The organism is Candidatus Didemnitutus sp., assembly GCA_019634575.1.
Classification (GTDB): Bacteria; Verrucomicrobiota; Verrucomicrobiia; order Opitutales; family Opitutaceae; genus Didemnitutus.
On sequence record JAHCAY010000001.1, the window covers coordinates 2,146,968 to 2,163,138 of the forward strand.

Sequence of the window (16,171 nt, forward strand, 5' to 3'; positions counted from 1 at the left end):
CACGAGCCGCGGGTTCGGGAAGGAAAGAACTATCCGCCGCACTCAGCCGAGGGCGGCTTCGTGTTCGGCGAAGACCTGCACCGGCTCATAGCGGTAGAACTGCTTGGGCGCGTCGGGCGTAGGCGCGTTGGGCACGACTTTCCAGAACAGTTTCACGCTCTCGCGCCACTCCGCGAGGATGCGCTGCGCGTGCGGCGAACCGGTCGAAGCGGCGTGGTCGCTGATGAGCTTGCGGAGCGACTCGGCCTCGTCGTCGTTCGACAGGCGCTCGAGCGTGACCATCTGGCTGTTGTAGCGCTTGGGCAGCGTATCGAGCTTGTCGTAGACGAAGGCGAGGCCGCCGCTCATGCCGGCGCCGAAGTTCAGGCCGGTGCGGCCGAGCACGACGACGGTGCCGCGCGTCATGTATTCGCAACCGTGGTCGCCCACGCCCTCGACGACGGCGATCGCGCCGGAATTGCGGACCGCGAAGCGCTCGCCCGCCCAGCCGGCCGCGAAGAGCAGGCCGCCCGTCGCGCCGTAGAGGCAGGTGTTGCCGATGAGGACGTTGGTTTCCCAGGCGAAGATCTCGTCGCTGCGCGGGCGGATGACGATTTCGCCGCCGCTCATACCCTTGCCGACGTAGTCGTTGCCCTCGCCGGTGAGCGTGAGGCGCACGCCGGGGACGAGGAACGTGCCGAAGCTCTGGCCGGCGGTGCCGTTGAACTTCAGGTCGATCGTGCGCGGCGCGAGCGGGCTCTGGCTGCCGCGCAAATACGCGATCTGGCCGGAGAGGTGCGTGCCGAGGCAGCGCGATTCGTTCGTCACCTTGTAGGTGCCGGTGAAACGGCCGGCGCGGCCGGCGACGACGTGGCGTGCTTCCTGGATGATGAACTCGTCGAGCGAGCCCTCGGAGCCGAAGCGCTCGTTGCGCTCGCGCGTGTGGAAGCGGTCGAGCTGGCCGGTCGGATCGACGTTGTGGAGGACGCCGGAGAGATTGATGAAACGCGTCTTCGGGTTCGCCGGGTCGTCGATCTGCTCGAGCAGTTCGGGGCGGCCGATGACGTCGTTGAGCGTGTGCGCGCCGAGGCGCGCGAGGTAATGGCGGACTTCCTCGGCGACGGCGTTGAAGTAGGCGATGACGTTCTCGGGCTTGCCGCGGAACTTCGCGCGCAGGTCGTCGCGCTGCGTGGCGACGCCGACCGGGCACGTGTTGAGATGGCAGACGCGGAACATCGCGCAACCGGCCGCGATGAGCGCGGCGGTGCCGAAGTTGAACTCCTCGGCGCCGAGGATGGCGGCGATGACGATGTCGCGACCGGTTTTCATGCCACCGTCGGTGCGGAGCGTGACGCGGTTGCGGAGGCCATTCATCATCAGAACCTGATGCGCCTCGGCGAGGCCGAGCACCCAGTCGGAACCGGCGTTCTTGATCGAGCCGAGCGGCGAGGCACCCGTGCCACCTTCGTGGCCGGAGATGAGGACGACGTCCGCGTAGGCCTTCGCGACGCCGGCGGCGATCGTGCCGACGCCGGAGGAGGAGACGAGCTTCACGCAGACCTTGGCGCGCGGGTTGACTTCCTTGAGGTCGAGAATCAGCTGCGCGAGATCCTCGATCGAGTAGATGTCGTGGTGCGGCGGCGGCGAGATGAGCGTGACGCCGGGGACGGAGAAGCGGAGCTTCGCGATGAGCGGCGAGACCTTGTGGCCGGGCAACTGGCCGCCTTCGCCGGGCTTCGCGCCCTGGGCCATCTTGATTTCGATCTCGCGCGCGTTGGCGAGGTATTCGGCGGTGACGCCGAAGCGGCCGGACGCGACCTGCTTGATCGCGCTGTTGGCGCTGTCGCCGTTTTCGCGGAGCCCGAAGCGCTCGGGATCTTCGCCACCCTCGCCCGAGTTCGACTTGCCGCCGATGCGGTTCATCGCGATGGCGAGCGTCTCGTGCGCCTCGGGGGAGAGCGCGCCGAGCGACATGCCGGCGGTGGTGAAGCGGCGGCGGATGTCCTCGATCGGCTCGACTTCCTCGAGCGGCAGGCCGCCCGACGGGAAACGGATTTTCAGCAGGTCCTTGATCGTGACCGGCGGATGCTCGTCGGAGGTTTGCGAGAAGACCTTGTAGTCCTCGGGCGCGGCACCCTTGAGGAACTTGTGCATGCCGGCGACGACCTTCGGGTTCCAGCCGTGGAACTCGCCGTCGCCCTTCTTGTTGACCTTGTAGTAGCCGTCGTTGGGCAACTCGGTCGCGGGCGCGGGCGTCGCCTCGGCCTCGGAGGCGGCGTTGTTCATGCGCGGGAAGGCGCGCTCGTGGCGGCGCAGCACTTCATCGGCGATCTGGCGGTAACCGATGCCGCCGATGGGTGACGGCGTGCCGCCGAAGCACTCTTCGATGACTTTGCCGCCGATGCCGATGGCTTCGAAGATCTGCGCGCCGCGGTAGCTGGCGAGCGTCGAGATGCCCATGCGGGCGAGCACCTTCAACAGGCCGGCTTCGAGGGCCTTCTTGTAATTCTTCTCGGCGTCCGCGGGCTTCGCGGGCGTGGCGAGCTTTCCTTGCGTCGCGAGTTCGCGAACGGTCGCAAGCGCGAGGTAGGGATTGATGGCGTTGGCGCCGTAGCCGCTGAGGCAGGCGATGTGGTGGACGTCGCGCGCTTCACCGGTCTCGGCGACGATGTCGCACTTCAGGCGCAGGCCGGCGCGGATGAGGCGGTGTTGCACGGCACCGACGGCGAGGAGCATCGGGATCGCGGCCTTGTCAGGCGCGAGGCCCTTGTCGGAGAGGATGAGAATCTTCGCGCCCTGGTTTTCGACGGCGTTGAAGGCGCGGTGCGCGAGGTCGTGCACGGCGTTGGCCAGCGCGTCGGGGCCGGCGTTGGCGTCGAAGAGGACGGAGAGACGCACAACGGCATTGCGGAACAGCGGCACCGCGTGGAGCGCTTCGAGTTCGTGGTCGAAGATCAGCGGCGAATCCAGCGTGAGCACGCCGGTCGGCGAGAGGCCGGTGTCGAACAGGCTGAGGCGCGGGCCGAGCGCGGCGCCGAGCGACATCACGGACTTTTCGCGGATCGAGTCGATCGGCGGATTCGTGACCTGCGCGAAGAGTTGCTTGAAGTAGCTGTAGAGGAGCTTCGGGCGGCGCGAGAGGACGGCGAGCGGCGTGTCGTCGCCCATCGAGCCGGTGGGCTCGACGCCGACGGCGAGCGAGCCGAGCACGAGTTCGAGCTCCTCGGTGTCGTAGCCGAACGCAAGTTGCTGCTGGAGCACCGAGGCGGTGTAGGCGGCGGGCGGCGTGATGACTTCGTTCTCCGGCGAGGTCGCGGCGAATTTTCCCAGATTGATCAGGTGGCGCGAGCACCAGTCGCGGAAGACCGGTTTCTCGGCGACTTCCTTCTTGATGTCTTCGTCCATCAGCAGGCGCTGTCGCTCGAGGTCGACCGCGATCATGCGGCCGGGCCCGAGGCGGCCGGACATGACGACCTGGCCGGGGAGATTCGGCACGAGGCCGGTTTCCGAGGCGAGGAGGATGTGGCCGTCGTCGTAGAGCTTGAAACGCGCGGGGCGCAGGCCGTTGCGGTCGAGCGTGGCGCCGACGATCTTGCCGTCGGAGAACACGAGCGCCGCGGGGCCGTCCCACGGTTCCATGAAGAGCGAGTGGTATTGGAAGAAGCCGCGGGCGTCCTCGCTGAGGCGCGGGTTCTGTTCCCACGCGAGCGGCGCCATCATCATCATCGAGTGGAGCGCGGAGCGGCCGCCGAGCGCGAGGACTTGGAGGACGTTGTCGAAGCTCGCGGAGTCGGACATGCCCGGCTGCACGATCGGGTGCAGATCGGCGAAGCGCCCGCCCCACACGCCGCCCGCCATCGCCTTCTCGCGCGCCTGCATGCGCACGCGGTTGCCGCGGATGGTGTTGATCTCGCCGTTGTGCGCCATGAGGCGGAACGGCTGCGCGAGGTGCCACGTCGGGAACGTGTTCGTCGAGTAGCGCTGATGGAAAATCGTGAACGCCGTCGTGTAGCGCGTGTCGCGCAGGTCCGGGAAAAAGCGGCGGACCTCGGGCGCGTTGAGCAGGCCCTTGTAGACGATGGTGCGCGACGAGCAGGAGCAGACGTAGAAGCCGTCGAGGCGCGCCTCGTTGCAGCGGCGCTCGGCCATCTTCTGCGCGAGGTAGAGGTGGCGCTCGAAGTCGTCGTCGCTCGAATCGTCGAGGCGCGCGATAATCGCCTGCAGCACCATCGGACGCGTGTCGGCGGCCTTGCGGCCGAGGATCGAATAGTCGGTCGGCACGTCGCGCCACGCCACGAAGCCGAGGCCCTCTTCCTTCACCGCCTCGATGAAAATCTTTTTGATCTGCGCCTGCGCGAGGTCGTTTTCGCGCGGGAGAAACAGCTGGGCGACGGCGAGGTCCTTGTCCTTCGGCAGCACGCTGACCTTCTGCGCGACGAGGTGCGCGCTGATCAGTTCGTAAGGCAGCTGCGTCATGATGCCGGCGCCGTCGCCCGTGGACGAGTCGGCGTCGATCGCGCCGCGATGTGCGAGGGCTTTGAGTGCGGTGAGTCCGTGCTTCAGAACATCGTGAGTCCGGTGACCGTCGGTGCGCGCAATGAAGCCGACACCGCAGGCGTCGTGTTCGAACGCCGGATCATAGAGGGGCGAAGGGATACCGCAGGAGTGCATAGCACTCTCGGTGGTAGCACCTCTTATGCCCCTGCAAACGCTACGTTGTGGCATATCGGGACTATTAGGAGCGAAGGATTTCAGCGGCGAGCGCGGAGGCGCGCACTGCCGCTCCCGAGGAGAACGCGGGTTGTGCATAAGCGAATCCCCGATCAACGTCGCGCACGTGCCCGACCAACCGGACCCACCGCGGAAAAATTACGGTTTCAAACCGAAGGAATTCGAGCGCGTGAACGCGCCGCGCTCGGAGGCCGGTGAACCGCACGACACGCCGCCACCGGCCAACGACGTGTTCGCGATCCAGCGCGAGCTGCGCGAACGCGAGATCGCGGCGGGCTTGGACGAGCTCGCGCCGTCGCATCGGCCGAACTGGCGGCGCCGCAAACGCGACTACTGGGTGACGATGATCCTGCTGAATGGCGTCGGACTGCCGCTCGCGATCTGGGGTTACCGCACGCAGAACGCGGTGCTCTTCGTCTACTGCCTCGCCGGTCTCGTGATCGCGGACCTAGCGCTGACGTGGATCATGTGGGTGCTGCTGGACGATTACTGAGCGCGGCGCGCGAACAAATCGGACCGGTAAGGCGCGGCCGCCGGCGTGCCGCGAGCGAATTTCGGCGCGGGCCGCGGTAGGCAGCGACCTTGGTCGCGCTCCACCACGGCACAGAGCGCGTGCCAGCACGCTGCCTACACGGAAATCCCGTTTCGCAGCCCGCCCCAACACATGCGCCGCACGCCGGCTTCGGCGAAACGCGCCGCCTCACACCGCCTTCGCCGCCGGATAGCTGCCGAGCCACTTCACGAGCGGACACTGGCGGCGCAGGTCGGCGAGCGCCTGCTGCATCGCGGGCTCGTCGTAGTGGCCGGAGACATCGAGGAAGAAGATGTAGTCCCACGGACGCAGGCGGCTCGGACGCGACTCGATGCGCGTGAGGTTGAGCTTGCGCTTGTGGAAAGGCGTGAGCGCGCGCAGCAACGCGCCGGGCTCGTGATGCAGCGAGACGAGCAGGCTCGTCTTGTCGTGGCCCTTGCCAACCACGCCGGACGGCTCGCGGCCGAGGATGCCGAAGCGCGAGGTGTTGTTCTTCTGGTCCTGGATGCGCTGCGCTACGGCAGGCACACCGTAACGCTCGCCGGCGAGGCGCGGACCGACGGCGGCGGCGCCCTTCTCTTTCGCGGCGCGCTGCACGCCGAGCGCGGTGCTGTCGACGTCGATCAGCTGCGCGTGCGGCAGGTGGCGCTGGAGCCAGCGGCGGCACTGGGCGAGCGCCTGGTCCTTCGAGTAGACGCGGGTGATTTTTTCCAGCGGCTCGCGCGAGAGCAGCGTGTGCTCGATCTCGAGCTGGAGCTCGGCGACGATCTTCAGCGGCGTCTCGACGAAGAGATCCAGCGAATCGCGCACGGTGCCTTCGGTGGAGTTCTCGATCGGCACGACGCCGTAGTCGGCCTCCCCCTTCTCCACCGCGGTGAACACGTCGGCGAGCGACGGCATCGGGCGGTAATCGACGCTACGGCCGAACTTCTTCAATGCCGCGGCGTGCGTGTAGGTCGCCTCGGGTCCGAGGTAGGCGATGACGAGCGGTTTCTCCAACGCGAGCGCAGCGGACATGATCTCGCGATAAATGGCCTGGAGCGCCGCGGGTTTGAGCACGCCGCCCTTGTTGGTGGTGGCGACGCGACGGAGCACGTCGGCCTCGCGCTCGGCGACGTAGATGCGCCCGCGTGCGCCGCGTTTCACTTCGCCGATGCGCTGGGCGAGACGGAGGCGATCGTTGAGGAGCTTCACGACGCGTTCGTCGATGGCGTCGATGCGCGTGCGGATGGCGGAGAGTTCTTTTTTCATGCGCGGGCGGTGGAAGGGGAAGGTGTGGTCAGCGAGCTTGCGCGCGCCTCTCGGGGCGCCCGCCAGCGGGCTGACCTACAAGAAGCGAAGCGATTAGGCGCGGGCGGCGGGTTGGGGACGAAGCGTAGCGTGGAGAGCGCGGCAGCGTTTGACCAGCTCGGCAAGCGCCGAGGGCGTCACGGCCTGCTTCGGGTCGTCGCCGATGCCGTGCGACGGGCTGACGTGCGCCTCGATGCACAGGCCGTCGCAGCCGTAGGCCACGGCGGCGAGCGCGGCGGCAGGGACGTAGCTGGCTTTACCGACGGAATGCGACGGATCGACGACGACCGGCGCCCAGGTCTTTTCCTTGAGCAGCGGCGTGATCGATTCGTCGGGCTGGTTGCGGTAACCCTCGAGCTGCGGCTGGGTGCCGCGCGGGCAGAGAATGACGTTCGGATTGCCGAAGGCCGCGATGTATTCGGCAGCGGAGATGAACTCCGCAAGCGGGCCGCTGTGGATGCTGCGCTTGAGCATCACCGCGGTGGAGCGACCGGCGATGGCGCGGCCGACCTGGCGGAGGAGCGAGTAGTTCAGCGCGTTGCGTGCGCCGATCTGGAGCACGTGCACACCGGCATCGAGGGCGAGGTTGATGTGCTCGAGCTCCATGACTTCGGTGACGACCGGCAGGCCGGTGCGGCGCGAGGCGTCCATGAGGATTTCGAGCGAGCGCGCGTCGCCTTGGAAGCTGTAGGGATTGGTGCGCGGCTTCCACACGCCGCCGCGGAGCGCATCGGCGCCCGCCTCTTTCACGGCCTGCGAAGTCTCGAGGTAATAATTGGGATTTTTCGGATCGATCGTGCACTGGCCGGCGATGACCAAGAGTTCCTCGCCCAGCGTGACGTTGCCGATCTTGAGGTGGTGGTTGGCGAGGTCCGAGCGCCGGTCCATGAGCTTGAACGGCGACTGGATGCGATCGATGCGCTCGATGTAGTCGAGGCCTTCGAGGCGCGCGATCATCAGCTCGTCGCGCTCGTCGCCGACGATGGCGTAGATCGAACGGACGGCACCGATGATGGGTTGGATCTTGCAGCCGAACTCGACGACGATGGTCGTGACTTCGTTGAGCTGTTCGGGCGTGAGGCGAGTGGCTTTAGGGAGGATCATGGGAGCAAGCGTGAGGAAATCGGTGGGTCGGAAAACAAAAGAGCCGCCCGGGATTGGGCGGCTCTGGTGCTTAAATCTGGTGAGTCAGTTTATGCTTCGGAGTCAGCCGCCCATGGTTCGCGGGGCAAAAAAGCCGGCGAACGCAAAAAAGAAATAGGCGAACGACTGAAGCATGTGCGCAGAGGAGTGCCGGCCAGCGCGCGGCGTGTCAACGGCGAGGTTGAGAGGGCGATGTCATACGGGACGCCCCGACCCGCTCAGGCTTCCAGCGTCGTCCCCGTCCGCGCCTCGATCGCCCAGCGGTAGCATTCGACGTATTTCGGCGCGCTCGCGGCCCACGAGAAATCCTGCGCCATCGCGCGCAGCTGCATGGCGCGGAACTCTTCGCGGCGGTCGTAATACGTCGCGCACGCCCGGCCGATCGCCTGATAGAGCGCGGCCGAGTTCGCTTCGCGGAAGAGGAAACCCGTGCCGCGATTCGAGCCCTCGTCGTAGTTCACCACCGTGTCGACAAGGCCGCCGGTCGCGCGGACAATCGGCAGCGTGCCGTAGCGCATCGCATACATCTGCGTGAGGCCGCACGGCTCCGAACGACTCGGCATCACGAACAGATCGCTGCCCGCCTGCACGAGACGCGCGAGTTTCGGGTCGAAGCCGATGAACGCCCCGATCTTGCCCGGATGGCGCGCCGCGGCCGTGCGGAACATCGCCTCGGTCCGCTCGTCGCCGCTGCCCACGATGGCGAACTGCACGTGCATGCGCTCGACGATGTGCCCGATCGACTCGGCGAGCAGATCGAGACCCTTCTGGTGCGCGAGGCGCGCGACGACGCCGTAGACCGCGACATGCGCGTCGGGATTGAGCCCGAGCCGTTCCTGCAACGCCGCTTTGCACGCCGCCTTGCCAGAGAGATCGGCGGCGGAAAAATTCGCGGGCAGCGCCTTGTCGGTCGCCGGGTCCCACGCGGCGGCGTCGATGCCGTTCAGGATGCCGATCACGTCGGCCGAGCGGAAACGCAGCACGGCATCGAGCCCGAAACCTCCCTCGCGTGTGCGGATTTCCTGCGCGTAGGTCGGACTCACCGTCGTGATCTTCGACGAGTGATAGAGCCCGCCCTTCATCATGTTCACCTGGCCGTGGCTCTCGAGCGAGTCGGAGCGATATTCGCCCATCGGCAGCCGCGAAAACTCCACGAGACTGCGCGGCGCGAGGCCTTGGTGCTCGAGATTGTGCACCGTGAAAACCGTCGCGATCTTCCCGAGTGGTCCGTCGCGCAACGTCGTGTTCAGCATCACGGGCAGCAGCCCCGTCGTCCAATCGTGCGCGTGGATCACGTCCGGGATCCAGTCGAGCTGCTCGCATAGCGCGAGCACCGCGCGACAGAAGAAGGCGAAGCGAAACGGATTGTCGCTCGACTCGCTGTAGACCTCCGGGCGACCGAAATACCAGTCGTGCTCGATGAAATACGCCGGCACCGCCGTGCCCGGGAGCGTCGTCTCCCACGTGCGCGCCCAGCGCGCCTCCGGCCCGACGTCCACGCCGAGCGGCTCCTCGCGCGTCTTCCATTCGCCCACGCGCTTCGTCGTGGCATACAGCGGGCACACCACGCGCGCATCGTGGCCGAGCGCCGCGATATCCTTCGGCAGGGCGCCGACCATGTCGGCGAGCCCGCCCACTTTGACGAAAGGCTCAACTTCGGGGGTGACGAACAGGACTTTCAGCCGGCGCATAGGAACGCCACTCAGCCCCAACGCCCGGCCCGTGCCGAGTCAAAATTAGACCGCGCCGCGCGAACGCGCCTGTCCCAGCAATTCCGCCCACGGCGAACGCTCGCCGCACGCCCGCGCCGCCGCCGCACGCCCGCAAAGCGAGCCCACGATGTTGCCCGTCCCACAGTAGCCGCCCAGCGCCCAGACCTTCGGCCGCACTTCCTCGAGCAGCGGCAATCCATCGCTCGTGTAACCCACCGACGCCGCCCAGCGGTGCGTCACCGGGGCGTTCACGCCCAGATGCCCGCGCAGGAACCGTTCGATTTTCTCCTGAATATAATCCGTGGGCTCCGCTGATTGCGTCCACTCGTCCTCCAGCGCGTGATCGCGGAACCCGCCGAGCGCGATCGAGCCGTCCGCGAGCTGCTGCCAATACTCGTAGCCGTAGCGCCAGTAGACCGCACGCGGCAGACTCACTTCGCGCGTCGGCGCCGTCGCGAGCATCTGCAACCGCGCCGTGCGCACGCGCCCCGCCAGCTCCGGAAAAATCCGCTCCAACCGCCCGTCCACCGCCACGATCACCGTGTCCGCCACGACCACGCCCGCATCGGACACGACCTGCCCAGGCACGAGTTTTTTCAACGGCGAGCGCTCGAACAACCGCACGCCCTGCTCGCGCAACCGCCGCGCCACGGCGCGCACCCGCGCGAGCGGCTGAAACACGCCATCCGTCGGCAGCAACAACCCCTCGCCCTCCGGCCCGCGATACCACTCGACCGGAAAACCGTCGGCCTGCAACGCCGCCAGATGCGCGCGACAATCCTCCATCTCCGCCGGCGTCGCCGCGATGCGCAGCGAGCCGTTCAGTTTGAACACGCCTGGCAACGCCGCCGCCTGCCGCTGGATTTCCTCCGCCGTCGCGCGATAGATCCCCGCCGCCACTTCGCTTCCGAACTGCGCCACGGTGTCGTGATAAAACTTCGCCAACCCGGCCAGCACGAACCCGCCGTTGCGCCCCGCCGCGCCCGCACCCGCGCCGCGCGCGTCGATGCCGACCGCCTCCACGCCGCGCGCGCGCAACTCCTCCAGCGCCGCCAGCCCCGATCCGCCCAAGCCCACAACGCACACATCCGCCCGCACGACGCCCTCCAACTGCGGCAGCGGCTCCCACGGCGCATCGTCCCAGATCGGCTTGTTCACGCGCCGCATCCTGCCGCCCGCCCGCCCCCACGCAAGCCCGCCGCAACAAACACCTCATCGCCGCCCGCCCCGAAGGAATCTAGCGTAATACGCTAGCTTGCCTGGAGCGCTTGGTCTCCGGTCGCCGCTGGCGGCCCAGCCAGGCCAGCAATTCAAGGGTTCGCTCCGCGTCGGGCATGGCCTGCGCATTCACGAAAAACTCGGTCATGCGGGCTGGATCGAGGGACAGTTCGCGCGCCAAGAGCGCCTTCGCACCGCGCGATCTCAGGTGCCCTCGCACCGCTTCTCGCAGCGCAAGCCAAAGCGGCGTCTCGACTCCCGGACGCAACGTCGCGCCGCGCGACCGCGGTGCCGGTTGCAGCCGCTGGCGCAAATGGCGCGCCAGTGCGACCGCCGCCGTCTCCAACGATGATGCCAATACGTCCACTCCCCTTAGCTTCGCCGGTCGGTAGTTTTGCATTCTAGCGTATTACGCTAGATTTGCTCCGGCTGACAAGCCGGGGGAAACACGGAGGCCCGGGGAGGCGGGGTATGCTTTCGCGTTTGCGGCAGACGGAGAATCACAAACGCTCGGCGCGTGTCGTTTTCAGAAAACCATGCCCGCGCCGCCGCACTGGATCGCACCGATCCGCTGGCGCGTTTTCGAGCGGAGTTCCACCTGCCGGCAGGACAGATCTACCTCGACGGCAACTCGCTCGGGCTGCTCTCGCGGCCCGCAGAAGCCGCCGCGCGTCGCGTGCTCGACGAGTGGCGCACGCTCGGCATCGGCGGCTGGACCGACGCCGCGACGCCGTGGGTTTCATTCAGCGAAACAATCGCCGCGCAACTCGCCCCACTCCTCGGCGCTGCGCCTGACGAGGTCGGCGTGACCGGCTCCACGACAAGCAACCTCCACCAGTTGCTCGCAACGCTGTTCGATCCTGCCCACGCATCACGGCGCGTCATCCTCGGTGATGAGCTGAATTTCCCCTCCGACGCCCACGCGATCGCGAGCCATCTTCGCCTGCGCGGCCTCGACCCCGCGACGCACTACCGCGAGGTGCGCAGTCGCGACGGGCGCACGCTACGCGAAGACGACATCATCGCCGCGTTCGCGCCGGACGTGCAGGTCGCCGTGCTGCCGTCCGTGCTCTTCACGAGCGGGCAACTGCTCGATCTCGCCCGCCTCACGCGTGAGGTGCACGCGCGCGGCATCCTGATCGGGTTCGACTGCTCGCACTCCGTCGGCGCGGTGCCGCACAACCTCGACGCGGACGACGTCGATTTCGCGTTCTGGTGTTCCTACAAATATCTCAACGCCGGCCCCGGCGCGGTGGGCGGGCTTTACCTGAACCGCCGCCACCACACCCGCGCGCCCGGCCTGGCCGGCTGGTGGGGCGTGGCACCCGGCCGACGCTTCGCCATGTCACACACGCACGAGGCCGAGACCGGCGCAGCGGCGTTGCACGTCGGCACACCGCACATCCTGAGCGTGGCACCGTTGCAAGGCGCGTTGGAGCTTTTCACGGCGGCGGGCGGCATCGCTCCGCTGCGGGAAAAATCCCTCGCCCTCACCGCCTGGCTCATCGAACTCGCCGACACGCACCTCGCGCCGCTCGGATTCTCCGTCGTGACGCCCCGCGAGCCCGCGCGCCGCGGCGGCCACGTGTCGCTCGCGCACCCCGAGGCGTGGCGCCTTTGCCAGGCGCTGAAGGCCGCGGGCATCGTGCCGGACTTCCGCCCGCCCGACGTGGTGCGGCTTGCGCCGACCGCGCTCTACAATTCCTACAGCGATTGCGTTGCGGCCATCGAGCGGCTCCACCACATCGCCCACACCCGCAGCTACGAAACCTTCCCCGCGCAACGCGGCAGCGTCACATGAAACTGATCGACATTTCCCGTCCCCTGCAAAACGGCATGGTCGTCTGGCCAGGCGACACCGCGACCGAGTTTTCTTTCGCCGCCACCAAGGCCGGCGGCTACTCGGCCAACGTCGGCCGCCTCGTCACGAGCATGCACGCGGGCACGCACGTCGATGCGCCGTATCACTTCGCCGATGCCGGCGCGAAGATCGACGAGGTTCCCCTCGACGCCTACGTCGGGCCGGCGCGCGTGATCGACGCGCGCGGACGCGACGAGCTCACGCCCGAGCTCTTCGCGCCGTTCGACTGGGCCGCGACGCCGCGCGCGCTCATTCGCACCGATTGCTGGAAAAATCCCGCCGCGTTTCCGGCCGGCTGGCCGCGCTACGCGCCGGGGCTGCCCGCCTGGCTCGGCGCACACGGCGTGCGGCTCATCGGCATGGATTTTCCCTCCGTCGACCAGCCGACGAGCAAGGACCTGCCCACGCACCACGCGCTCGAAGCCGCACGCGTGCTCATCCTGGAAAACCTCGACCTGCACGCCGTCGATCCCGGCGTCTACGAGCTCATCGCGCTGCCGCTGAAGGTGCGTGGCGGCGATGGCTCGCCCGTGCGCGCGGTGCTGCGGTGCGATTGACGCGGCGCACCCGCCTGCGCGCGGGCCGCCGCTTCAGCGCGCGCCGAAAAACTCCCAGCAAAGCACGGCCGCGGCCGCGGAGACGTTGAGCGACTCGACCGTCTCGGCGCCGGGAATCTTCACCAACCGGTCGCACGCCGCCGCGACGGTGGGCGCGATGCCCTTTTCCTCGTTGCCCAGCACGATCGCCGGCGGCCGCGGCAGACCGCGATCGCGCACTTCGCGCGGCGAGAGCTGCGTGCCGCGCAGGCTGGTGCCGACGAGGTAGTGGGAGCGCTTCAAGGTCGCGCAAAAGTCCGGCAGCGACGGCACGCGGAAGAACTCCACGAACTCCATGCCGCCCTCGGCCACGCGATAGGCGGCCTCGCTGGGCAGAGCCTGGCCGGGCGCATCGGGGATCACGATCGCGCGCACGCCGAAATACGCCGCACTGCGCACGATGGCGCCGAGATTGTTGGCGTTGCTCACGCGGTCGAGGAGCAGCAGCGGCGCCTTCGCCTGCGCCCACGCCGCGAGCACGTCGGGCGTCACGCGGCACAGCGGTCGCGCGGCGATCACCGCCACGATGCCGCCGTGGTGGACGGTGCCGGCGACCTTCTCGAGCTCCTCGGGCGACACCTGGCGGTAGACGCGTTTGTTCTGCGCGAGGTAGGAACACATCTCACCCGCGCGCTTGCCGGTCTGCGCATCGAAGAAAAGCCGCAACACGTCGGCCGGGTGCCGCGCGAACAGCGTCGAGACCGCCTGCCAACCGCAGACGTTCAGCTCGGGATTTTTCGCGACGGCGCCCGGGGCGCGCTGCGGACGAGGATGACTCATGCGGCGCAGCATGGAGGGGCGCGGCGGCTTGGAAAGGGCTTTCGCGTCCTCGCCGCTTCTACGCAGTTCCGCGTAGACGGCCGTTTGATCTTTGCCGGCTGGCGGAGAACTCGCGCAGAAAGCCGGCATGGACCGCTTCCGTTCGTTTTTCCGACTCTGCCTGGCCACTGCGATCGTCGCCACCGCGGCGCATGCGCAGAGCGCTCCGATGTTCACTGTCACGCGCCTCGGCAATCTCGGCGGCTCGACGACGTTGCAGCCCTACGCGCTCAACGACTCCGGATTGATCGTCGGCTACGGCAACAGCTCGGCCCAGACCAGCGTTCACGCCTTCTCCTACAACGGCAGCTTTGCCGACCTCGGCACCCTCGGCGGCACGCAGAGCCGCGCCCTCGGCGTGAACAGCGCCGGCACCGTCGTCGGTTGGTCCCACCTCACCGGCTCCACCGACTACCACGCCTTCGCCTTCGCCGGCGGCACCATGACCGACCTCGGCACCCTCGGCGGCACCCTCAGCCAGGCCAACGACATCAACTCGTCCGGCATCATCGTCGGCACGTCCGGCACCGGCACCACCACCCACGGATTTCGCTACGCCAACGGCACCATGACCGATCTCGGCACGTTGCTCGGCCCCACCGGCGTCAGCTACGCGAATGCCATCAACTCCTCCGGCCTCATCGCCGGCCGCTCCAACGCCAGCCACACCGCCGACCACGCCGTCATCTGGTCCAGTGGCACCATGCTCGACCTCGGGTCGCTGTCGGGAGCCAGCGGTCTGAGCGAGGCCCAAGGCATCAACGACCTCGGCTGGGTGGCCGGCAACAGCACATTCGGCGCCGGTAACGTCGCCCAGCGTCATGCCTTCCTCTACGCCAACGGCACCATGACCGATCTCGGCTCGCTCGGCGGCAACAGCTGGGCGACCGACGTGAACAACGCCGGCCAAGTCGTCGGCTACAGTTACCTCGCCAACGGCTACACCATGCATCCGTTCTTCTACGACTACGCCGCGAGCGCGATGATCGACCTCACGGCCGTGGCCGACTTCGCCAGCGCGGGCTTCAACCTCGCCTACGGCCTCGGCCAAGCCTGGGACATCAACGAGGCGGGCCAGATCATCGGCTGGGGTATCACCACCCAATTCACCTACGAAGCGTTCCTGCTCACGCCTCTCGTCGCTCCCACGCCGCTCACCTCCGTGCCGGAGCCCTCGACCTGCGCCGCACTCGCCGGCGTGCTCGCCCTCGGCGCGGCCGCGTGGCGCCGGCGCCTGGCCTGAGACGGTCGAGCCGGCCGATGTTTCCGCGCCGCGGCGCACCGTCGTCACCTACGCAAGACAGCGTATGTCCGCCTCGGGAAAAATCGGGTAATTTTCAGTCCCCGATCCCACATGCACACCACCCTCTCCGATTGGATGAGCTGGGAAGGCGGCGTCGACCTCGTCGCCTGCACTGCTCCCGCGCTCGCGATGCCCAACGTCATCGTCCACGTCGCGCGCCTCGTCCACACGCCCCGCGGCAGCGCCGCCTCGGGCATGGTTTTGTTCCAACCCGACCCAGCCGCCGCGCCCGCGGTGCTGGGCTTCGTCTCCACCGACGCGCAGGTCGGAGCCTATTTCGGCCCGAGGATTTTCGCGGGCACGCCCTTCGAAGCCGCGCCGGTGCTCGCCGCCGAGATCGCCATCGACGTCACCGCCGACGCGGTCGGCGCCTTGGTGCGAGTCGGCGGCCACGAGCTTCGCACGCGCCTCACGCGCCTCTCCGCGCCCACACTCGTGCATCGCGCCCCGGAGCCGATGACGCCATTCTGGCAACAAGGCGTCGAGTGCGCCGCCGCGTCCGCGCAACTTTGGGTCGACGGCCGAGAGGTGCCGCTCCTCGTCCCGCCGGTCGGCATCACCGGCGGTCCCGCCGCGGTGCACGCCCCGTGCGGACTCTACGCCCGCTGAGCGCACTCTCCCGATGAGCGAACCGCTCTGGCAACCGCGCAGCGATCGCGCTGCGCGGCTTCTCGGGTTAGGCTTCTTCGCCGGTGGCGCCGGCCTGCTCTGGCAACAGGCAAGCGGCATCCTCTCCGCCGTCGCCGAGAGACGCGATGTTTCCTACTTCCACGCCGCCATCGCGCTCGGCGTTCTCGGCCTCGTGCTCGGCGTGTTCTGGATGGTGCGCGGTCTCGCCGGCTACACCGCTGTCCGCACCCTGCAAAAAAACCGCCGCGCGCTGCGTTGGTTCGGAGTCGCCGCCGCCGTGGTCCTCGGCGGCGTGTTTGTCGCGCTCCACGCCTGGCTCCAATCCCTCGGCTATGCCGACTGACGCCACTCAGCCGT

The 16,171-nt window shown here is 68.0% G+C and carries 13 protein-coding genes; 6 read left to right on the forward strand and 7 right to left on the reverse strand.

Going from position 1 to position 16,171, the window contains the following annotated elements:
- Nucleotides 1-42: 42 nt before the first annotated feature.
- Nucleotides 43-4,650, reverse strand: coding sequence for a glutamate synthase large subunit (gene gltB, locus KF715_09215; GenBank protein MBX3736855.1), 4,608 nt, complete (start codon nt 4,648-4,650; stop codon nt 43-45).
- Between the two features lie 166 nt (nt 4,651-4,816).
- On the opposite strand from gltB, the gene KF715_09220 reads away from it, so the two are divergent.
- Nucleotides 4,817-5,203, forward strand: a complete 387-nt coding sequence (locus tag KF715_09220; protein ID MBX3736856.1) for a hypothetical protein — start codon at nt 4,817-4,819, stop codon at nt 5,201-5,203.
- 207 nt (nt 5,204-5,410) lie between these two features.
- Here KF715_09220 and pheA read toward each other — a convergent pair whose 3' ends face one another.
- The 5 genes from pheA to KF715_09245 form a co-directional block, all read right to left on the reverse strand.
- Nucleotides 5,411-6,493 carry a prephenate dehydratase gene (pheA, locus tag KF715_09225; GenBank protein ID MBX3736857.1) on the reverse strand — a complete coding sequence of 361 codons (1,083 nt, stop codon included), beginning with the start codon at nt 6,491-6,493 and terminating at the stop codon, nt 5,411-5,413.
- A 93-nt stretch (nt 6,494-6,586) separates the two neighbouring features.
- Nucleotides 6,587-7,636 (reverse strand): 3-deoxy-D-arabino-heptulosonate 7-phosphate synthase, encoded by a 1,050-nt coding sequence (locus KF715_09230; protein ID MBX3736858.1) that lies wholly within the window; start codon nt 7,634-7,636, stop codon nt 6,587-6,589.
- Nucleotides 7,637-7,893: 257 nt separating this feature from the next.
- Nucleotides 7,894-9,366: a glycogen synthase GlgA gene (gene glgA, locus KF715_09235; protein MBX3736859.1), complete on the reverse strand. Its 1,473-nt coding sequence runs from the start codon at nt 9,364-9,366 to the stop codon at nt 7,894-7,896.
- Between the two features lie 45 nt (nt 9,367-9,411).
- Nucleotides 9,412-10,545 (reverse strand): FAD-binding oxidoreductase, encoded by a 1,134-nt coding sequence (locus KF715_09240; protein MBX3736860.1) that lies wholly within the window; start codon nt 10,543-10,545, stop codon nt 9,412-9,414.
- A gap of 79 nt (nt 10,546-10,624) precedes the next feature.
- Nucleotides 10,625-11,005, reverse strand: a complete 381-nt coding sequence (locus tag KF715_09245; GenBank protein MBX3736861.1) for a hypothetical protein — start codon at nt 11,003-11,005, stop codon at nt 10,625-10,627.
- A 117-nt stretch (nt 11,006-11,122) separates the two neighbouring features.
- On the opposite strand from KF715_09245, the gene kynU reads away from it, so the two are divergent.
- Nucleotides 11,123-12,406 carry a kynureninase gene (gene kynU / locus KF715_09250; protein MBX3736862.1) on the forward strand — a complete coding sequence of 428 codons (1,284 nt, stop codon included), beginning with the start codon at nt 11,123-11,125 and terminating at the stop codon, nt 12,404-12,406.
- Nucleotides 12,403-13,023 carry a cyclase family protein gene (locus KF715_09255; protein ID MBX3736863.1) on the forward strand — a complete coding sequence of 207 codons (621 nt, stop codon included), beginning with the start codon at nt 12,403-12,405 and terminating at the stop codon, nt 13,021-13,023. The genes kynU and KF715_09255 overlap by 4 nt, the downstream gene beginning before the upstream one ends.
- A gap of 33 nt (nt 13,024-13,056) precedes the next feature.
- On the opposite strand, the gene KF715_09260 is transcribed toward KF715_09255, so the two are convergent.
- Nucleotides 13,057-13,842: an RNA methyltransferase gene (locus KF715_09260; protein MBX3736864.1), complete on the reverse strand. Its 786-nt coding sequence runs from the start codon at nt 13,840-13,842 to the stop codon at nt 13,057-13,059.
- A 127-nt stretch (nt 13,843-13,969) separates the two neighbouring features.
- Between KF715_09260 and KF715_09265 the strand changes: the two genes are divergently transcribed.
- From KF715_09265 to KF715_09275, 3 genes are all read left to right on the forward strand, one after another.
- Nucleotides 13,970-15,124, forward strand: coding sequence for a DUF3466 family protein (locus tag KF715_09265; GenBank protein ID MBX3736865.1), 1,155 nt, complete (start codon nt 13,970-13,972; stop codon nt 15,122-15,124).
- A 111-nt stretch (nt 15,125-15,235) separates the two neighbouring features.
- Nucleotides 15,236-15,793: a hypothetical protein gene (locus KF715_09270; protein ID MBX3736866.1), complete on the forward strand. Its 558-nt coding sequence runs from the start codon at nt 15,236-15,238 to the stop codon at nt 15,791-15,793.
- Between the two features lie 13 nt (nt 15,794-15,806).
- Nucleotides 15,807-16,157 (forward strand): hypothetical protein, encoded by a 351-nt coding sequence (locus tag KF715_09275; GenBank protein MBX3736867.1) that lies wholly within the window; start codon nt 15,807-15,809, stop codon nt 16,155-16,157.
- Nucleotides 16,158-16,171: the final 14 nt, after the last annotated feature.

Excerpts from the sequence above, each read along its gene's own strand:
- KF715_09270 (MBX3736866.1), top strand. The coding sequence starts at position 15,236 with ATGCACACCACCCTCTCCGATTGGATGAGCTGGGAAGGCGGCGTCGAC.
- KF715_09255 (MBX3736863.1), top strand. The coding sequence starts at position 12,403 with ATGAAACTGATCGACATTTCCCGTCCCCTGCAAAACGGCATGGTCGTC.
- pheA (MBX3736857.1), bottom strand. The coding sequence starts at position 6,493 with ATGAAAAAAGAACTCTCCGCCATCCGCACGCGCATCGACGCCATCGAC.
- KF715_09230 (MBX3736858.1), bottom strand. The coding sequence starts at position 7,636 with ATGATCCTCCCTAAAGCCACTCGCCTCACGCCCGAACAGCTCAACGAA.
- KF715_09260 (MBX3736864.1), bottom strand. The coding sequence starts at position 13,842 with ATGAGTCATCCTCGTCCGCAGCGCGCCCCGGGCGCCGTCGCGAAAAAT.
- gltB (MBX3736855.1), bottom strand. The coding sequence starts at position 4,650 with ATGCACTCCTGCGGTATCCCTTCGCCCCTCTATGATCCGGCGTTCGAA.
- KF715_09265 (MBX3736865.1), top strand. The coding sequence starts at position 13,970 with ATGGACCGCTTCCGTTCGTTTTTCCGACTCTGCCTGGCCACTGCGATC.
- KF715_09275 (MBX3736867.1), top strand. The coding sequence starts at position 15,807 with ATGAGCGAACCGCTCTGGCAACCGCGCAGCGATCGCGCTGCGCGGCTT.
- glgA (MBX3736859.1), bottom strand. The coding sequence starts at position 9,366 with ATGCGCCGGCTGAAAGTCCTGTTCGTCACCCCCGAAGTTGAGCCTTTC.
- KF715_09245 (MBX3736861.1), bottom strand. The coding sequence starts at position 11,005 with ATGCAAAACTACCGACCGGCGAAGCTAAGGGGAGTGGACGTATTGGCA.